The sequence below is a fragment of the Hafnia alvei genome (genome assembly GCF_964063325.1).
In the GTDB taxonomy this organism is placed as follows: domain Bacteria; phylum Pseudomonadota; class Gammaproteobacteria; order Enterobacterales; family Enterobacteriaceae; genus Hafnia; species Hafnia alvei_B.
This window is the reverse complement of the sequence record NZ_OZ061315.1, coordinates 1,118,594-1,135,181: the sequence shown is the minus strand read 5'-3', so window position 1 is coordinate 1,135,181 and position 16,588 is coordinate 1,118,594. Positions and strand designations below refer to the sequence as shown.

Genomic DNA, 16,588 nt, shown 5'->3' with positions numbered 1-16,588 from the left:
TTCTGTGCTGACTATCTTACGGATTTAAGCGGCAGGGATAAAGTCACCGTTTTGGCGCGCTACCAGCGTCAGAATGCTGTACAGCGCCACCGGCTGCTGATGCTGGTTTAGCACCTGCACATCCCACACCACCACGCCATGCGGTTTATCTTCAGCGGTTTTCTGGGCCTTTTTAATTTTTTTCTTGCAGGTTAAGCGAACCTGAATGGTATCGCCGATTTTCACCGGTTCGATAAAACGCAGGTTTTCCATACCGTAGTTAGCAATCACCGGCCCTACGCCCGGATCGACAAACAAGCCTGCCGCCGCTGACACCACAAAATATCCATGCGCCACGCGCTCACCAAACAGGGACTCCGCCGCACCAATTTTATCCATGTGGGCATAGAAATGGTCGCCGCTCAGGCAGCCAAAATTCACAATATCTGCTTCGGTGATCGTGCGGCGCGCGGTCAACAGGCTTTCACCAATCGCCAATTGTTCAAAATATTTCCGGAATGGATGAACCGGCTCTTCCACCACGTTTGCGCCACGCACCCATTCACGGCCAATCGCCGCCAGCATCGTTGGGCTTCCTTGAATCGCGGTGCGCTGCATATAGTGTTTTACCGCGCGTAAGCCACCCAGCTCTTCGCCACCACCGGCTCGTCCTGGACCACCATGTACCAACATCGGCAACGGCGATCCATGGCCGGTGGATTCTACGGCCGCATGGCGATCCAAAATCAGCATACGCCCATGAGCACAAGCCGTTGCGCGGATAATATTCGCCGCAATCTGCTCATCCGCAGTAACCAATGAGCCAGCTAAACTCCCCTGCCCCAACAACGCTAATTCAACCGCTTGCTCTGCGTTTTGATACGGCATCAGCGTAGCAACGGGCCCGAAGGCTTCGGTGCCATGCACGGCCTGATGCGTGAAAGGGTCGGCACAGTAAAGCAGCGTCGGAGGATAAAATGCGCCGTTCTCTGCGCCGCTGCCGGTTAGTTGCAACGCCGAAAGTGAACCACCGCACAAAGGCTCGCAGCCGTTACGCAGCAGATAATCGACTTTTTGTTGCACATCATCACGCTGTTCAAGATTGACCAATGCGCCCATTCGTATATCGGGATGCGCAGGATCGCCCACCGTGATACCGCTTAAACGCTTAAGCAACGCTTGTTGAACGGCGTCCATCTGCGCTGCGGGGACAATCACGCGACGAATAGCGGTACATTTTTGCCCCGCTTTCGTGGTCATTTCTCGCACCACTTCTTTAATGAAAATCGCGAATTCAGGCATCTCAGGTGTGACATCTTCGCCTAAAATGCAGCAGTTGAGCGAGTCAGCTTCCATGGTGAAGGCGATGGATTTTTGTAATAAGCGTGGATGTGAACGCAGCTTCTGGCCGGTTTGGGCTGAACCGGTGAAAGTCACCGCATCCTGATAGTCCAAGTGCTCAAAGATATCGCCAACGCCGCCGCAGATAAGCTGCAAGGCCCCTTCTGGCACCAATCCGCTTTCAATAATCAGTTTAACCATCGCCTGAGTGAGCTGCGCCGACGCCGTTGCCGGCTTGATAATCGCAGGCATTCCCGCCAGCCACGTTGGCGCCAGTTTTTCCAGCATGCCCCAGCAAGGAAAGTTAAACGCGTTAATGTGCAGCGCAACGCCGGGACGAGACGTTATGACATGACGGGCGGCAAACTGTGATTGTTTGGAGAGAGGGATTAATTCGTCTTCGGGCCAAAGGGTATCGTCAGGAAGCTCGCGTCCAGCCAAACCTGCATAGGCAAACAACGTCGCAATGCCGCCTTCAATATCCACCCAACCATCACCGCGCGTGGCTCCGGTTTCAGCCGAAATCTGATACAGCGATTCTTTGTGAGCCAGCAGGTGCTTGGCGACCGCTTTCATCATTTGCGCTCGCTGTTGGAACGTCATCGCGGCCAACGCTTTGCCGCCGTTCTGGCGCGCATAGTCCAAGCTTTCAGCCAGCGGTAAACCATCTGAACACACCTGATACAGCGCTTCACCGCTCACGGCGTGGTGGATCGCTCGCTCTTTGCCCTGCCCATATGCCCAGACACCTGAAATATAACTGGTTAACTGCTGCATCCTACCCTCCAAGCTTCACTTTATGACTAAGTATTTACTCAAGGTGTATCACATTATTTTAGTTACCCGCCACTCATTAATTTAACAAAATAGAAACACATCGCATTTTAAAAAAGCACCCATCAAGCTTGGTAAATCTTTACACCAAATCAAAATACTGTTTTTAAACAATTAAAAATAAAACCCTGTGACCTGTACGACAAATACGCACAATAGGTGTTTGATCTTTTTGTTACCAGAATGTAGCTTTTGAGTTATTGAAAGTGATTCACAATTTAAATTAAAACTTAAAATATTCGAATCATTAAGTGAGGAAGCAATGACCCAAAACGCTCAACATCAGGCGCTCTTCGAGGCAAAAATTGCCGCAGATACATCAATAGAAGCCAAAGACTGGATGCCTGATGCCTATCGGCAAAACCTCATCCGTCAAATTGGTCAGCATGCACATTCAGAAGTTATCGGCATGCTGCCAGAAGCCAACTGGATCACTCGTGCACCCAGCCTACGCCGCAAAGCCGTGCTGCTGGCAAAGGTGCAGGATGAAGCAGGGCATGGTTTATATCTGTACAGCGCTGCGGAAACGCTGGGCTGTTCACGCCAAGACATCTACCAAAAGATGCTCGATGGCAAAATGAAATACTCCTCAATCTTCAATTACCCAACCCCGAGCTGGGCTGACGTTGGCGTCATCGGCTGGTTGGTTGATGGTGCCGCTATCGTTAACCAAGTGGCTTTGTGCCGTGCCTCCTATGGCCCCTACGCTCGCGCCATGATCAAAGTCTGTAAGGAAGAAAGCTTCCACCAGCGCCAAGGCTATGAGGCCGTTACGGTGCTGGCCAACGGCACCGCCGAACAACGCGCCATGCTGCAAGATTCCATCAACCGTTTCTGGTGGCCGGTACTGATGATGTTCGGCCCTAACGACAGCGACTCTCCACACAGCGCACAAAGCATGGCTTGGAAAATCAAACGCCATAGCAATGACGAGCTGCGTCAGAAATTTGTTGATAACACGGTGCCGCAGCTAGAAGCGCTAGGCATGACTGCGCCTGACAAAGATTTGCTGTGGGACGAAGCCAGCGGCCACTACCGCTTTGGCGAAATCGACTGGAGCGAGTTTTATCAAGTTCTCAAAGGGCAAGGCCTCTGCAACCACGAGCGCCTAAGCGCGAAACGCCGCGCTTGGGAAGAAGGCTGTTGGGTACGTGATGCCGCAATGGCCCACGCAGAAAAATCTGCCACCAACGCCACCGCGGCATAAACAAGGAAATCTATATGACTCAAGCACATTGGCCACTCTACGAAGTTTTTATTCGGAGCAAACAAGGATTAGCCCACCGCCACGTTGGCAGCCTTCATGCCGCAGACGATCAAATGGCGTTGGAAAACGCGCGCGATGCTTACACTCGCCGCAACGAAGGCTGTTCAATCTGGGTGGTGAAATCAGAGCATTTAGTGGCATCGCAGCCGGAAGATCGCGCCGCATTCTTTGATCCGTCAGACGATAAGGTTTATCGCCATCCGACGTTTTACACCATTCCTGACGGCATCAAGAACATGTGAGGCAGCTGATGACAACGTTAAATCAAGACCTCATCCAATACGTACTACGTCAAGCCGATACGCCGCTCATTTTAGCCCAGCGCCTGTGTGCATGGTGCGGCCATGCGCCTGAGCTGGAAATCGACCTCGCGCTCTCAAATATCGGGCTGGATCTGCTCGGGCAGGCACGCAACTTCTACAGCTATGCCGCCGAATTATCCGGTGAGAACGTCGACGAAGATAGCTTGGCATTTGGGCGCGACGATCTGGCGTTCTGCAACCTGCTTTTGGCTGAACAGCCGAACGGCGGCTTCAACGACACCTTGGTGCGCCAATTTTTCCTCGATACCTACCATTTTTTGCTGCATCAAGGCTTAAGCCAAAGCAGCGATCCTCAGCTTGCCGCTATCGGTGCCAAATCACTGAAAGAGGCTGAATACCACCTACGTTTCAGTCGTGGCTGGATGATCCGCCTCGGTGACGGCACCGAACTGAGCCAGAAAAAAATGCAGCAGGCGATTAACGATCTGTGGCGTTTCACCGGCGAACTGTTCTACAGCGATGACGTTGAACGTCGTCTCGCTGAGCAAGGCATCGCCGTCAATCCTGAAAGCCTTCAGGCTCCGTGGCTGCAAATCGTGCAGCAAGTTCTGCAAGAAGCCACGTTACAGCTTCCAGAAGAAGAGGCCTACCGCCACGGCGGAAAACAGGGCAAACACACGGAACATCTTGGATTCATGCTGGCCGAAATGCAGTTTCTACAGCGCGCTTATCCGGGCTGTCGCTGGTAACGCGGCAACGGGGAACAGGAGAAGATCATGGAACAACGTCAACCACTCAATAGCCTGTTAACGCCAGAGATCCATCAGATCTGGCAGTGCCTGCATGAGATTAGCGATCCTGAATTACCGGTGCTTTCAATCACCGATCTTGGCATGGTGCGCGGCGTTGCCCCTCTGAAAAACGGCTGGCTGGTCACGTTTACGCCCACCTATTCCGGCTGCCCCGCAACGGAGTTTCTCATCGACGCGATTCAAACCACGCTAACCGCCGCTGGCTTTTCCCCGATCAAAGTTGAAATTCGGCTCAGTCCGGCATGGACAACCGACTGGATGAATGCCGAAGCCAAAAAGCGCCTGCGTGAATATGGCGTTGCGCCTCCGCAAGGGCTGGCCTGTGAGAAGCCACTTTCCTCCGGCGCGGTGCAGTGCCCGCAATGCGGCAGCCATGAAACTCAGAAGATCAGCGAATTTGGCTCCACCGCCTGTAAAGCGTTGTACCGATGCAAGCAGTGTCTTGAGCCTTTCGATTACTTCAAATGCATTTAAGAGGTCGCGAGAAAAATGACCGTATTTCACCGTTTAAACATTGCCGCTATTGAGCGGGAAACCCCAGAGGCCGTGGCGATTACGCTACAAGTGCCCGACGAGTTAAAAACACATTACCGCTATAAACCGGGGCAGCATCTCACGCTTAAGGCCAACGTGAATGGTGAAGAGCTGCGCCGTTGCTACTCCATTTGCAGTTCGCCGCAGGATGGCGTGCTACAAATTGGCGTGAAAGCGATCCATCAAGGGCGCTTTTCTTCTTTCGTCAATCAGCAACTCAACGTGGGTGATGCACTTGAAGTGATGCTGCCGCAGGGGCGCTTTGGCTATCAGCCTACCGCCGAGCGCCAAGGCAACTATCTGGCTATCGCGGCAGGTTCAGGCATCACACCGATGTTGTCGATCATTAAAACCACGCTGCTGCTGGAGCCGGAAAGCGAATTCACCCTGATTTACGGCAACCGCACCAGCCGCTCCATCATGTTTAAAGAAGCGCTGTGCGATCTTAAAAACCGCTTCCCGCAGCGCTTACAAATTCTCTATCTGTTTAGCCAAGAAAGTCTGGACAGTCCGCTGCTTAATGGCCGTATCGACAGCGAACGTTTAAGCCTGATGGGCAAATCACTGCTGGATTTCACCACGTTCGATCAAGCGTTTATCTGCGGCCCTGAAAGCATGATGGACGATGCTCACACCACGCTCGAAGCCGCAGGAATGGCGGCGGAAAATATTCATAGCGAACGCTTCAACACAGCGGGTGTCAGCGTGCGTCCTGTGAATATGACCGAGCGAGAGCAAACCAAGGTGGAAATCCAGTTGGATGGCCGCCGCGTGAATATCACGATGAGCGCGCAGGATGACAGCATTCTGGACGCGGCGCTGCGCCAAGGTGCCGATTTACCCTATGCCTGCAAAGGCGGCGTATGCGCTACCTGCAAATGCAAACTCAAATCTGGCGAAGTGGAAATGGGAGTCAATTACAGCCTAGAACCCGATCAGCTCGCAGCCGGTTATATCCTCAGTTGCCAGTCGTGGCCGAAAGGCGACGGCGTAGTTCTCGACTTCGACGTCTAAGGAAACCCCATGAGCAACGACTGGATTTTATGCCACCAGCAACAGCGGGTTTTAACCCTGACGCTTAATCGCCCTGATGCACGTAACGCCCTCAGCACCGCCTGTTTAGAGCTGTTGGTCTGCCATTTAGAAAACGCCGATAGCGATGACAGCATTGGTGCCGTAGTGATCACCGGCTCCTCGCGCTGCTTTGCCGCCGGTGCCGATTTACGCGAGCTCCAGCAGCAAAAGGTGGCAGACGCCATTGTCGACCGTCGCCCACAGGTATGGCAGCGCTTCAATGCCATCAGCAAACCGATCATTGCCGCCGTCAATGGCTACGCGCTTGGCGCAGGCTGTGAGCTAGCGCTGGCCTGCGACATCGTGGTAAGCGGTGAAAATGCGCGCTTTGGGCTGCCTGAAATCACCCTAGGACTGATGCCCGGTGCCGGAGGCACCCAACGTTTGCTGCGCAGCGTCGGGAAATCACTGGCCTCGCAGATGGTGCTGACAGGTGAGCCGATTAACGCGCAACAGGCGCGCGATGCACAGCTCATCAGTGAAATCTGCGTTACCGAACTGACGTTGGAACGCGCCCAGCAAATTGCCACCCGTATTAGTCAGCAATCACCGCTCGCGCTGCGTGCGGCGAAATCAGCGCTTAAGGCCGCGCAGGAAACCACGCTTTCACAGGGATTAAATCTGGAACGTCAGCATTTTGTCTCACTAGCAGGGACTGACGATCGCGCCGAAGGCATCGCCGCCTTTTTTGAAAAACGTTCACCTGAATTTAAAGGACGCTAATCCTATGACTCCCTCTGATGAAAACATGGTTCTCACCCACATTGAGGCTGGCGTTCTGACTATCACGCTCAATCGCCCCGACCGTTTAAACAGCTTCAATGACGAAATGCACCGCCAGCTTAGCGAAGCATTAAACATCGCCGAACGCGATGAAGCCGTACGCTGCGTTCTGTTCACCGGCGCAGGACGTGGCTTCTGCGCGGGGCAAGATCTGAACGATCGCAACGTCAGCGTTGAGCAAGCGGCTCCCGATCTGGGGCTGTCCGTTGAGCGTTTTTATAATCCGCTGATCCGCCGTATGACCGCCTTGCCGAAACCGATCGTTTGCGCCGTTAACGGCGTTGCCGCCGGTGCCGGTGCCGCGATTGCTTTAGCGTGTGACATTGTGATCGCCAGCGCTAACGCCAGTTTTATTCAATCATTTTGCCGTTTAGGTCTGGTGCCAGACTCCGGCGGCAGCTGGTTCTTACCCCGCTTAGCCGGTCATGCGCGCGCCATGGGAATGGCGTTGTTGGGCGATAAGATCAGCGCTCAGCAGGCGTTGGAATGGGGCATGATCTGGCAAGTTGTTGAACCCGAAATGCTGGCAGCACGCACACAAGAACTCGCTCAGCACCTCGCGACCCAGCCGACCTATGGTTTAGGGCTAATTAAAAAGGCAATGTACAGCGCCGCCACCAACACGCTCGATCAACAGCTGGATCTTGAACGCGATCTACAACGCCTCGGAGGCCGAAGCGAAGACTATCGCGAAGGCGTGAGCGCGTTCTTCCAGAAACGCCAGCCTGAATTTAAGGGGAAATAATCATGCCTTCTCCTTTGCTACAAGGCTCTGTTGGCGTGATTGGCGCGGGGACAATGGGCATTGGTATTGCTCAGGTTGCCGCCAGCGCAGGACATAGCGTCATGCTTTTTGACGTTAACGCCGAAGCCTCATCGCGTGCGTTAAGCGCTTTACATCAACGCCTGCAACAGCGCGTGGACGCAGGTAAAGCAGATGCTCATACCACTCAACAGCTTTTAACGCGGATTCAAATTGCTACTGCGTTCACCGAGCTGGCGCCTTGCACTTTAGTGATCGAAGCCATTGCCGAGCGCCTAGAGATCAAACAAAGCCTGTTTCGCGATCTCGAAGCCATTTGTTCATCGCAAACGTTGTTTGCCAGCAACACCTCTTCGCTATCAATTACCGCCATTGCCAGCGCGCTGAAACACCCGCAGCGTCTGGCTGGATTACATTTTTTCAATCCCGCGCCGGTGATGAAGCTGGTCGAAATTGTACGTGGCTTGGAAACCGATGCGGACACGCTCAATGCGCTGCGAGAACTGGCCATAGCATGGAAAAAACAGCCGGTGGTTTGTCGTTCGACGCCCGGTTTTATCGTTAACCGCGTTGCGCGTCCTTTCTACGCCGAAACCCTGCGTGCGTTAGAGGAGCAGATCGCCACACCGGCCACGCTGGATGCCGTGTTGCGCGATGCGGGCGGCTTTGCGATGGGGCCGTTGCAGCTAACCGATTTAATTGGCCACGACGTGAACTATGCGGTAACGGAATCGGTATTTCATGCCTTTGGCTCTGATCCTCGCTTTCAGCCCTCGTTGGTGCAAAAAGAGCTCGTAGAGGCTGGGCATTTAGGACGTAAAAGTGGCCGTGGTTTTTATCGCTATCAGAGCGATATTCAGCCGATTTCCCCTGAGTTTGCACCGATTGAAACTGGCGCGATGCCGCAACGAATTAGCGCCCATGGGCGCTGGTCGGCGCTGCCTGAATTTGCTGCCCTGTTGCAACAAAATGGGATCGCGATTGAAGAACTCAAAGAGAGTGCCGAATCGCCTCCGTTTTTACGCCTCGACGAAGTTACATTTATGTTAACGGATGGTAAATTATCATCAAGACTCGCCGCAGAAACGAGAACGCCCGTGGTTCAGTTCGATCTTTCCGTGAATCATCAACAGGCTTCGGCCATCGCTATTAGCGCAGCCAGCTGTAATAGCGCAGCGCAAACGGCGTTAGTGATTCGCTTCCTGCAATCCTTAGGCAAAAACGTCATTGTTCTTCCTGATTATCCGGCGCTGTTAACCCTGCGCACGGTTGCCATGTTGTGCAACGAGGCGCTTGACGTGGTGAACAAAGGGATCGCCAGCAGCGAAGACACCGATTTGGCGATGCGTCTGGGCGTGAATTATCCCGCAGGCCCGTTAGCTTGGGGCAACCAGCTTGGCTGGCAGCATATTCTCACCACGCTCGAAAACCTTAATCACTTCTATGCCGACACCCGCTATCGCCCAGCGCCGCTATTGCGCCAACTGGCGGCTGGCTACGTTTCGCTTGCCACTCAGGAGCTTCATTGATGAACGCCTCATCACCAACTCATTTAGCGCAACGCTGCGCCGAGCTGATGTTTGCCCAAGATACCTGCGCGCAGTCCATGGGGATGACCATCGACCGCGTCGATAGCGGTTTCGCTCAGGTCAGCATGACTATCGCCCCCAACATGCTTAACGGGCACCAAACCTGTCACGGCGGGCAACTTTTCAGCCTTGCCGATACTGCGTTTGCCTATGCCTGCAACAGCCAAGGACTAGCCGCCGTGGCTTCTGGCTGTTCCATTGATTTTATCCGCCCAGGATTTAGCGGCGATCGTCTAACCGCCAGTGTCGAAGTGCGACATCAGGGCAAGACAACGGGTCTATACGACGTTGAGATCACGAACCAAGATGGCAAAACCGTCGCGTGGTTTCGTGGCCGTGCGCATCGTCTTGGTCATTCCCTTTTAGAACAGCAAGGAGAGCAGCCATGAATCACGCTTTTATCTGCGACGGCGTTCGCACCCCGATTGGTCGCTATGCTGGTGCATTAGCCGGCCTGCGCGCCGATGATTTGGCCGCGATTCCATTGCAAGCCTTGATGGCCCGTTATCCCACGTTGGACTGGGAGCGCGTTGACGACGTGATCCTCGGCTGCGCCAATCAGGCCGGAGAAGACAACCGTAACGTAGCCCGTATGGCCGCGTTATTGGCTGGATTACCATCAACCGTTTCAGGCACCACCATCAATCGCCTGTGCGGCTCCGGCCTTGATGCACTGGCCTTTGCTGCCCGCAGCATTAAAGCCGGTGACGCTCAGCTGATGTTGGCCGGAGGCGCGGAATCCATGACGCGTGCTCCGCTGGTGATGGGCAAAGCCGACAGCGCCTTCAGCCGTCAGGCACAAATATTCGATACCACTATCGGCTGGCGCTTTGTGAATCCGCTCATGCAGGGATCTTTTGGCACCGACTCCATGCCTGAAACCGCCGAAAACGTAGCCGCTCAGTTCAATATCAGCCGCGCCGATCAAGATGCCTTTGCGCTGCGCAGTCAACAGCGTACCGCTAAGGCGCAGGCTTCAGGCGTGTTAGGGCAAGAAATTGTTCCGGTGGTTTTGAAAGGTAAAAAGGGGGCGGAGATCCGCGTGACACAGGATGAGCATCCTCGTCCAGAAACCACGCTGGAGCAATTGCAAAGCCTGAAAACGCCTTTCCGTATGCCGGGCAGCGTGACGGCCGGGAATGCCTCAGGGGTTAACGACGGTGCTGCCGCGCTGATCGTGGCATCTGAAGCGCTGGCTATCGCGCAGGGACTGACACCCAGAGCGCGCATTGTCGCCACCGCAACCTGTGGCGTTGAACCACGCATTATGGGGATCGGCCCGCTGCCAGCCACACGCAAAGTGTTGGAACTGGCCGGCTTAAGCCTGAACCAAATGGACGTCATTGAACTCAATGAAGCCTTTGCGGCGCAGTCTCTGGCCGTGATGCGTCAGCTTGGCCTTCCTGACGATGCCGAACACGTGAACCCGAACGGCGGTGCCATTGCGCTCGGTCATCCTCTTGGCATGAGCGGAGCACGTTTGGCATTGGCAGCCACTTTTGAACTGGAACGGCGCGGCGGGCGCTACGCACTTTGCACCATGTGCATCGGTGTAGGGCAAGGCATCGCCATGATTATCGAGCGTGTCTGATCCCTCCGCCTCTGTCCCTACAAACCAGAGCCTGTGAGCGCGATTCAAATACTAAGAAAAATATTATCAGGAATGGCAAACATGACTAAGACATTACCGCACATTGACCCGATTGAATTCGCCTCATGTGATGAAATTCAGGCATTGCAGTTGGAGCGTATGAAGTGGACGCTGCATCACGCCTATAACAACGTGCCGATGTACAAACGTAAATTTGATGCGGCTGGCGTTCGTCCTGATGACTTTAAGCAACTGAGCGATATTGCGAAATTCCCCTATACCACCAAGCAAGATCTGCGTGATAACTACCCTTTCGACACCTTCGCGGTACCGATGGAGCAAGTGGTTCGCGTGCATGCGTCGTCGGGAACGACCGGTCGCCCAACGGTTGTCGGTTATACCCAACAGGATATCGATAACTGGGCGGATATTGTGGCCCGCTGTTTGCGTTCCGCGGGAGCCACAGCCAAAGACAAAATTCATGTGGCCTACGGCTATGGGCTATTCACCGGGGGATTAGGCGCGCATTACGGCGCTGAGCGACTCGGTGCAACCGTGATCCCAATGTCCGGCGGGCAAACGGAAAAACAGGCGCAGTTAATCCTCGACTTCAAACCCGATGTCATCATGGTCACGCCTTCTTATTGCCTGACGCTGATTGACGAACTCGAGCGCAAAATGGGCGGTGATGCCCGCGGGTGTTCACTGCGCTTGGGCGTATTTGGCGCAGAGCCTTGGACTGATTCTCTGCGTAGCGAAATCGAAACCCGTATGGGGATCAAAGCGCTAGATATTTATGGTCTGTCTGAAGTGATGGGCCCAGGCGTGGCGATGGAGTGTGCAGAATATGCCGACGGCCCAACTATCTGGGAAGATCATTTCTACCCTGAGATCATTCATCCCGATAGCTGCCAAGTGCTGCCAGACGGTGAAGCCGGAGAATTGGTTTTCACCACCCTAACCAAAGAGGCGATGCCGGTGATCCGCTATCGCACCCGCGATCTTACCCGCTTGCTGCCGGGATCGGCACGCAATATGCGTCGCATGGATAAGATCACCGGCCGATCTGACGATATGTTAATTATTCGCGGCGTAAACGTGTTCCCTTCTCAGCTTGAAGAACAAATAATGAAGTTCCGCGAGCTGTCGCCGCACTACCAGTTGGAAGTCACACGCAAAGGTAATTTAGATAACCTTTCAGTCAAAGTTGAACTGAAAGAACCTAACGTTCTCAACCACGACCAGCGCTGCGATATCTGCCATCAGCTGCGCCACCATATTAAATCGATGGTCGGCGTGAGTACTCAGGTCAGCATCGTCAACTGCGGTGATATTCCGCGCTCAGAGGGTAAAGCCGTTCGCGTGGTCGATTCTCGGGGACGGTAACCAATCCCCACCTTAACCCTCCCCTTATCAGGGGAGGGAACCGTTCTGCGCTGTTTGGAAGATCCCACAACTTTTCATCCGGTTATGCTACTGTGATGACACACTAAAAACTGACCGGTGAAGAATAATGGAACACAAAATTGACGACTTTATTCGTCATGCGCTGGATGCCCAGCCGATCAGCGGTACGTCACTGATTATCTCGTTGTATGGCGATGCACTCAGCCATCGTGGCGGTGAAGTTTGGTTAGGTAGCCTGAGTGCGCTGCTTGAGCCGCTTGGGTTTGGCGATCGTTTTGTCCGTACCTCCATTTTTCGGCTGCAAAAAGAGGGATGGCTGGACGTCATAAAATTAGGCCGTCGCAGCTACTATCGCGTCACCGAGCGCGGCATGAATCAGTTTCGTCATGCAGAAAGCAAAATCTATCTCAGCGAACAGCCTGAATGGGATGGACAGTGGGATTTGTTGTTGCTCGAAATGGCGAGTAAAGCAGAACGAGTCCGATTGAAGAAAGCACTTAGCTGGCTTGGTTTTGGTCAAATGAACAGTTCGCTGATGGCAGCTCCCGCACGCGAACAGAACGACGTTCCCGCTATGCTAAGCGAGTTGAACGCCAGCGAATCAGTGATCTATTTCCGCGCTGACTACCCTTACAACCGCTCGGAGCACAGTTTGAAAGAACTGGTTTCCACCAGTTGGTCCCTGAATGAAGTTGCAGAGTATTATCATGAGTTTATCGCCTCGTTTCGCCCGCTCATGACGCTGCTGCGTGATACACCAGAAGAAGAACTCACCCCTGAGCGCTGCTTTCAGCTGCGTTTGCTGTTGATCCACTACTATCGCCGCGTGGTTTTGAAAGATCCGCTGTTGCCCGATGCGCTTTTGCCGAACCAGTGGGAAGGACAGATCGCCCGTAATCTATGTATCAATATTTACCAACGCATCGACCATGCCGCCACGCGCTATGTGAGTGAGAAAACAGAAACCACCATCGGAGAACTCCCCCAGCCAGCGGTCGCCTACTATCGCCGCTTTGGCGGATTACCCCGATAAAGCCTTACACATTAAGGAGATTTAACGATGCCCGTGTATCAGATTGATGGTTTAACTCCGGTAGTCGACAGCAGTAGTTTCGTTCATCCTACCGCCGTATTAATTGGCGATGTGATTATCGGCAAACGCGTCTACATCGGGCCTAATGCCAGTCTGCGTGGCGACTTTGGCCGAATCGTAGTGCAAGACGGGGCGAACATTCAAGATAACTGCGTCATGCATGGGTTCCCACAGCAGGACACCGTGGTAGAAATCGATGGGCATATCGGCCACGGCGCAATTCTGCACGGCTGTCGCATCCGGCGTAATGCGCTCGTGGGCATGAATGCCGTGGTGATGGATGGCGCTGATATCGGCGAAAACACCATTATTGGGGCTGCTGCTTTTGTGAAAGCCGCCGCAAAATTTGACGCAAATAAACTGGTGGTTGGCAGCCCTGCCCGCGTGGTACGGGAGTTAAGCGAACAGGAATTGAGTTGGAAGCGTGCGGGCACCCGCGAATATCAAGAATTAGTGATCCGCTGCAAAGAAACGCTGCGTGAAGTTGAACCGCTGCGAGAAGAGGAAGCCGGTCGCAAACGACTGAGTTTCAATGAAGATATTGTACCGAAGGGGCAGATTTGAGATTGACTCGGCATCAGCATGATGACGGTGTAAGGTTTCGTTCGCCTATCTCTATTGGAGTCCTTAGCGTACGAAACCCACCACCTGAGCCAGCAAGCGTATCACCTGACTATGGCAAGACCTTTCCAATATCCGGCCACTCGCTGAGCGGCATCGGCCGAGCAAAGTAATACCCCTGTGCTTTTTGGCACCCCATTGCCTGTAGTTTGTCGGCCACTTCCGCCGTTTCAACCCCTTCGGCCACCAATGGGACATTAAATCCGTGGGATAGACGGACCACCGCCGACACAATCGATTCGTTGCGGCTATCGGTGAGAACATCGCTAACGAAATCTTTATCGATTTTTAAGGTATCAAATTCAAGCTTATGCAGATAAGAAAGGCTTGAGAAACCTGAACCAAAATCATCAATGGCAACGGAAACGCCCCCGCGACGGATAGTGCTGATGGTTTCCATCAAAATATCGGTTTCTTTCATCATGCTCGTTTCGGTAATTTCGATCGAGATGTTGTGTGGCGCAATATTATGCCGAGCCATCGTAGCAAAAAGTGTGTGGGCAAAATCTTGCTGCATAAGCTGTACCAGCGAAATATTCACATGCAGTTTAAAGTCGCTTGGCCACTCACCGCTGGAGAGTTTTTCACTCAGCTGCATGCAGGCGTTATCTAAAACCCATGCGCCTAAAGGAACAATAAACCCCGTATCTTCCGCCAAAGGAATAAAGTGATCGGGGCCAACCATGCCAAGTTCTGCATTGCGCCAACGAATTAAACATTCAGCACCGGTAATATGACGCGTGGTCAAATTCACAATCGGCTGGAATACCAAGAAGAACTCATTCAGCGCCAGCGCACTCTTTAGATGACGCAACATATTAATATTGAGGATTTCTTCAGCACGAATATCCGAGTGGTATAACATGCTGTAGCCGTTGCCTTTGCTGCAGGCAAATTTCAGCGCAATATAAGCATCCATGATGCTGTCATTAAGCGTGCTCGGGTTGATAACGTCATGCACAAAACCGGTATTTCCCGCATATACCTGCCCGTCTGCATCATGCTCTACGTCTAATCCTCTGAAGAAACGCTCAAACTTATGTTGCTCTGCTAAGCAGAAATCCTGCGTTTTTACGCCCGGATAGCAAATAATAAACCGCTCTTCGGCATCCCGTGCAAGCCATGTCCCCGCGGGTAAAATAGCCTGTAGATCTTGAATAAAGCGCGAAACAAAATCTCTACCGTAGCTGCGCCCTAAACTACTGGTGATAGCATTAAAATTACTTAAACCAACAATCGCAAGCAATCCAATCGCAAAACCGCCCTGTTCTTCATGACATTCTCGAAACTTGCCCAGCAAGCCCCTGCGCGTCAGAAGTTTAGTATCCTCATCAATATTGAGCTGGTTTTCTAGCTTAAGGAACATACCTTCCAACTCATCCGACATTTGTGCAAAGGCGGTATTCAGCACTCTAATTTCAGAAAATTGAGCCTGATGATTCAGACTGGGTTTCCATTTTCGTCGAGCAATCATCGGCGCTTGCCGCGCAATATCTAATATAGGGTTCGTTACCATCGAGAGTAATTTCACCGCGATCAATGAACCCAGTGCAAATATAATGACCGAAAGAATAATAGTAATAATACGGTTGCTCAGTAAATCACCGGTTAAATCATCTTGGGCTGAGAGCACAACGATCCGCCATCCAGGCAAATTAAGATCGTTGCCTACCGGCATCACTTTGCCAAAATACATTGAGCTACCGGACTGAATACGCTCCACTTCGCTAGGGTTATTTTGCAGGATTTTAACCGTCGATTTTATTAACGGATCGGTACTGTCCATGACCGAAACCAGCCCGCCACCGTCCTGATCGGCAATACCAAATGCGAGATCGGAAATGAGATAATCATCTTTAGAGGACGCAATAATCTGATTAGAACCATTAACAATAAAAATGACGTTGTTTTCATTTTTTGTCAGTTCCATCAGATAGCGACTAAATCGGCTTAAGCGCAGATCGCTTGAGATAACGCCAATGTAGCGATTTTTTTTGTCATATACGGGAGAGCTAAAAGAGATGCTGATGCCGCTATCCGAGTTAAAGTCTCGATAGGCTTTGGTCCACGAGGATTGTTTACTTTCATCAACATAGCGAAACCAAGGTCGTTGGCTGACGTCATAGTTTTCAATGCTTTCTCTTGGTTTTTCATCCTGAGAAAGGCCGTTGTAGTAATTCAGCCTGCCCAGAGTGACTCGCGACTTCAGGATGAGGTATTCTTTATCCGTAATATTATTCCGACCAACACCGATATAATGGCCATCCCTCGTGCCAAGCGCAACCATGCTTAAATACTTGTCACCCGAAAAAATCCGTCCCATAGTTTGAAGGAGAATTTCTTTTATAAACGGCATTTGATCGCTGGTTTCACTGAAATCCATGGCTTTCAGTGACGTGGCTACGGCGGCATTCGACTGCTTAGGCACGTTGATATAGTGCTCCAGCATGCTTTTTACCGTTTCCCCTTTAGACGTGATGACCTTTTCGCTCATCCGATTCAGCGCATGGTTCTCTTGCTGAAACTGGAGATAAAGAATAAAGATGACAATAAACGTGGTAAAAAATACAAATACCGACAGGACAATCGTCTTGAGAGAGTAGCTCTCTATAAACGCCAATTTATTTTTTTTCATAC

Annotated in this window: 15 protein-coding genes; 13 read left to right on the top strand and 2 right to left on the bottom strand. The window is 52.4% G+C overall.

Annotated elements, in window-relative coordinates; genetic code table 11:
• Positions 1-24 precede the first annotated feature (24 nt).
• Complete coding sequence (paaZ, locus tag AB3Y96_RS05355) at positions 25-2,097, bottom strand: phenylacetic acid degradation bifunctional protein PaaZ (protein WP_367298667.1); 2,073 nt, start codon at positions 2,095-2,097, stop codon at positions 25-27.
• Between the two features lie 319 nt (positions 2,098-2,416).
• Between paaZ and paaA the strand changes: the two genes are divergently transcribed.
• The 13 genes from paaA to paaY all read left to right on the top strand — a co-directional run bounded on the left by paaA (position 2,417) and on the right by paaY (position 13,894).
• Complete coding sequence (paaA, locus tag AB3Y96_RS05350) at positions 2,417-3,361, top strand: 1,2-phenylacetyl-CoA epoxidase subunit PaaA (protein WP_211095620.1); 945 nt, start codon at positions 2,417-2,419, stop codon at positions 3,359-3,361.
• A gap of 14 nt (positions 3,362-3,375) precedes the next feature.
• Positions 3,376-3,663, top strand: a complete 288-nt coding sequence (gene paaB / locus AB3Y96_RS05345; RefSeq protein WP_043491508.1) for a 1,2-phenylacetyl-CoA epoxidase subunit PaaB — start codon at positions 3,376-3,378, stop codon at positions 3,661-3,663.
• Positions 3,664-3,671: 8 nt separating this feature from the next.
• Positions 3,672-4,433 carry a 1,2-phenylacetyl-CoA epoxidase subunit PaaC gene (paaC, locus tag AB3Y96_RS05340; protein ID WP_367298666.1) on the top strand — a complete coding sequence of 254 codons (762 nt, stop codon included), beginning with the start codon at positions 3,672-3,674 and terminating at the stop codon, positions 4,431-4,433.
• Positions 4,434-4,460: 27 nt separating this feature from the next.
• Positions 4,461-4,970: a 1,2-phenylacetyl-CoA epoxidase subunit PaaD gene (gene paaD / locus AB3Y96_RS05335; RefSeq protein WP_043491501.1), complete on the top strand. Its 510-nt coding sequence runs from the start codon at positions 4,461-4,463 to the stop codon at positions 4,968-4,970.
• A gap of 15 nt (positions 4,971-4,985) precedes the next feature.
• Complete coding sequence (paaE, locus tag AB3Y96_RS05330; RefSeq protein ID WP_367298665.1) at positions 4,986-6,044, top strand: 1,2-phenylacetyl-CoA epoxidase subunit PaaE; 1,059 nt, start codon at positions 4,986-4,988, stop codon at positions 6,042-6,044.
• 9 nt (positions 6,045-6,053) lie between these two features.
• Positions 6,054-6,827 (top strand): 2,3-dehydroadipyl-CoA hydratase PaaF, encoded by a 774-nt coding sequence (gene paaF / locus AB3Y96_RS05325; protein WP_367298664.1) that lies wholly within the window; start codon positions 6,054-6,056, stop codon positions 6,825-6,827.
• A gap of 4 nt (positions 6,828-6,831) precedes the next feature.
• Positions 6,832-7,632, top strand: a complete 801-nt coding sequence (gene paaG / locus AB3Y96_RS05320; RefSeq protein WP_149225980.1) for a 2-(1,2-epoxy-1,2-dihydrophenyl)acetyl-CoA isomerase PaaG — start codon at positions 6,832-6,834, stop codon at positions 7,630-7,632.
• Between the two features lie 2 nt (positions 7,633-7,634).
• The gene (locus AB3Y96_RS05315) at positions 7,635-9,179 is read left to right on the top strand and encodes a 3-hydroxyacyl-CoA dehydrogenase (RefSeq protein WP_367298663.1); all 1,545 of its coding nucleotides are present in this window, start codon (positions 7,635-7,637) and stop codon (positions 9,177-9,179) included.
• Positions 9,179-9,628, top strand: coding sequence for a hydroxyphenylacetyl-CoA thioesterase PaaI (gene paaI, locus AB3Y96_RS05310; RefSeq protein ID WP_367298662.1), 450 nt, complete (start codon positions 9,179-9,181; stop codon positions 9,626-9,628). The genes AB3Y96_RS05315 and paaI overlap by 1 nt, the downstream gene beginning before the upstream one ends.
• Positions 9,625-10,830, top strand: a complete 1,206-nt coding sequence (gene pcaF / locus AB3Y96_RS05305) for a 3-oxoadipyl-CoA thiolase (protein WP_072307959.1) — start codon at positions 9,625-9,627, stop codon at positions 10,828-10,830. Before paaI ends, pcaF begins: the two co-directional genes overlap by 4 nt.
• Positions 10,831-10,911: 81 nt before the next feature.
• Positions 10,912-12,216 (top strand): phenylacetate--CoA ligase PaaK, encoded by a 1,305-nt coding sequence (paaK, locus tag AB3Y96_RS05300; protein ID WP_367298661.1) that lies wholly within the window; start codon positions 10,912-10,914, stop codon positions 12,214-12,216.
• 127 nt (positions 12,217-12,343) lie between these two features.
• Positions 12,344-13,270, top strand: coding sequence for a phenylacetic acid degradation operon negative regulatory protein PaaX (gene paaX / locus AB3Y96_RS05295; RefSeq protein WP_367298660.1), 927 nt, complete (start codon positions 12,344-12,346; stop codon positions 13,268-13,270).
• Between the two features lie 27 nt (positions 13,271-13,297).
• Positions 13,298-13,894: a phenylacetic acid degradation protein PaaY gene (gene paaY, locus AB3Y96_RS05290; RefSeq protein ID WP_025800543.1), complete on the top strand. Its 597-nt coding sequence runs from the start codon at positions 13,298-13,300 to the stop codon at positions 13,892-13,894.
• Between the two features lie 109 nt (positions 13,895-14,003).
• Here paaY and AB3Y96_RS05285 read toward each other — a convergent pair whose 3' ends face one another.
• Positions 14,004-16,586: an EAL domain-containing protein gene (locus tag AB3Y96_RS05285; RefSeq protein ID WP_367298659.1), complete on the bottom strand. Its 2,583-nt coding sequence runs from the start codon at positions 16,584-16,586 to the stop codon at positions 14,004-14,006.
• Between the last annotated feature and the right edge of the window lie 2 nt (positions 16,587-16,588).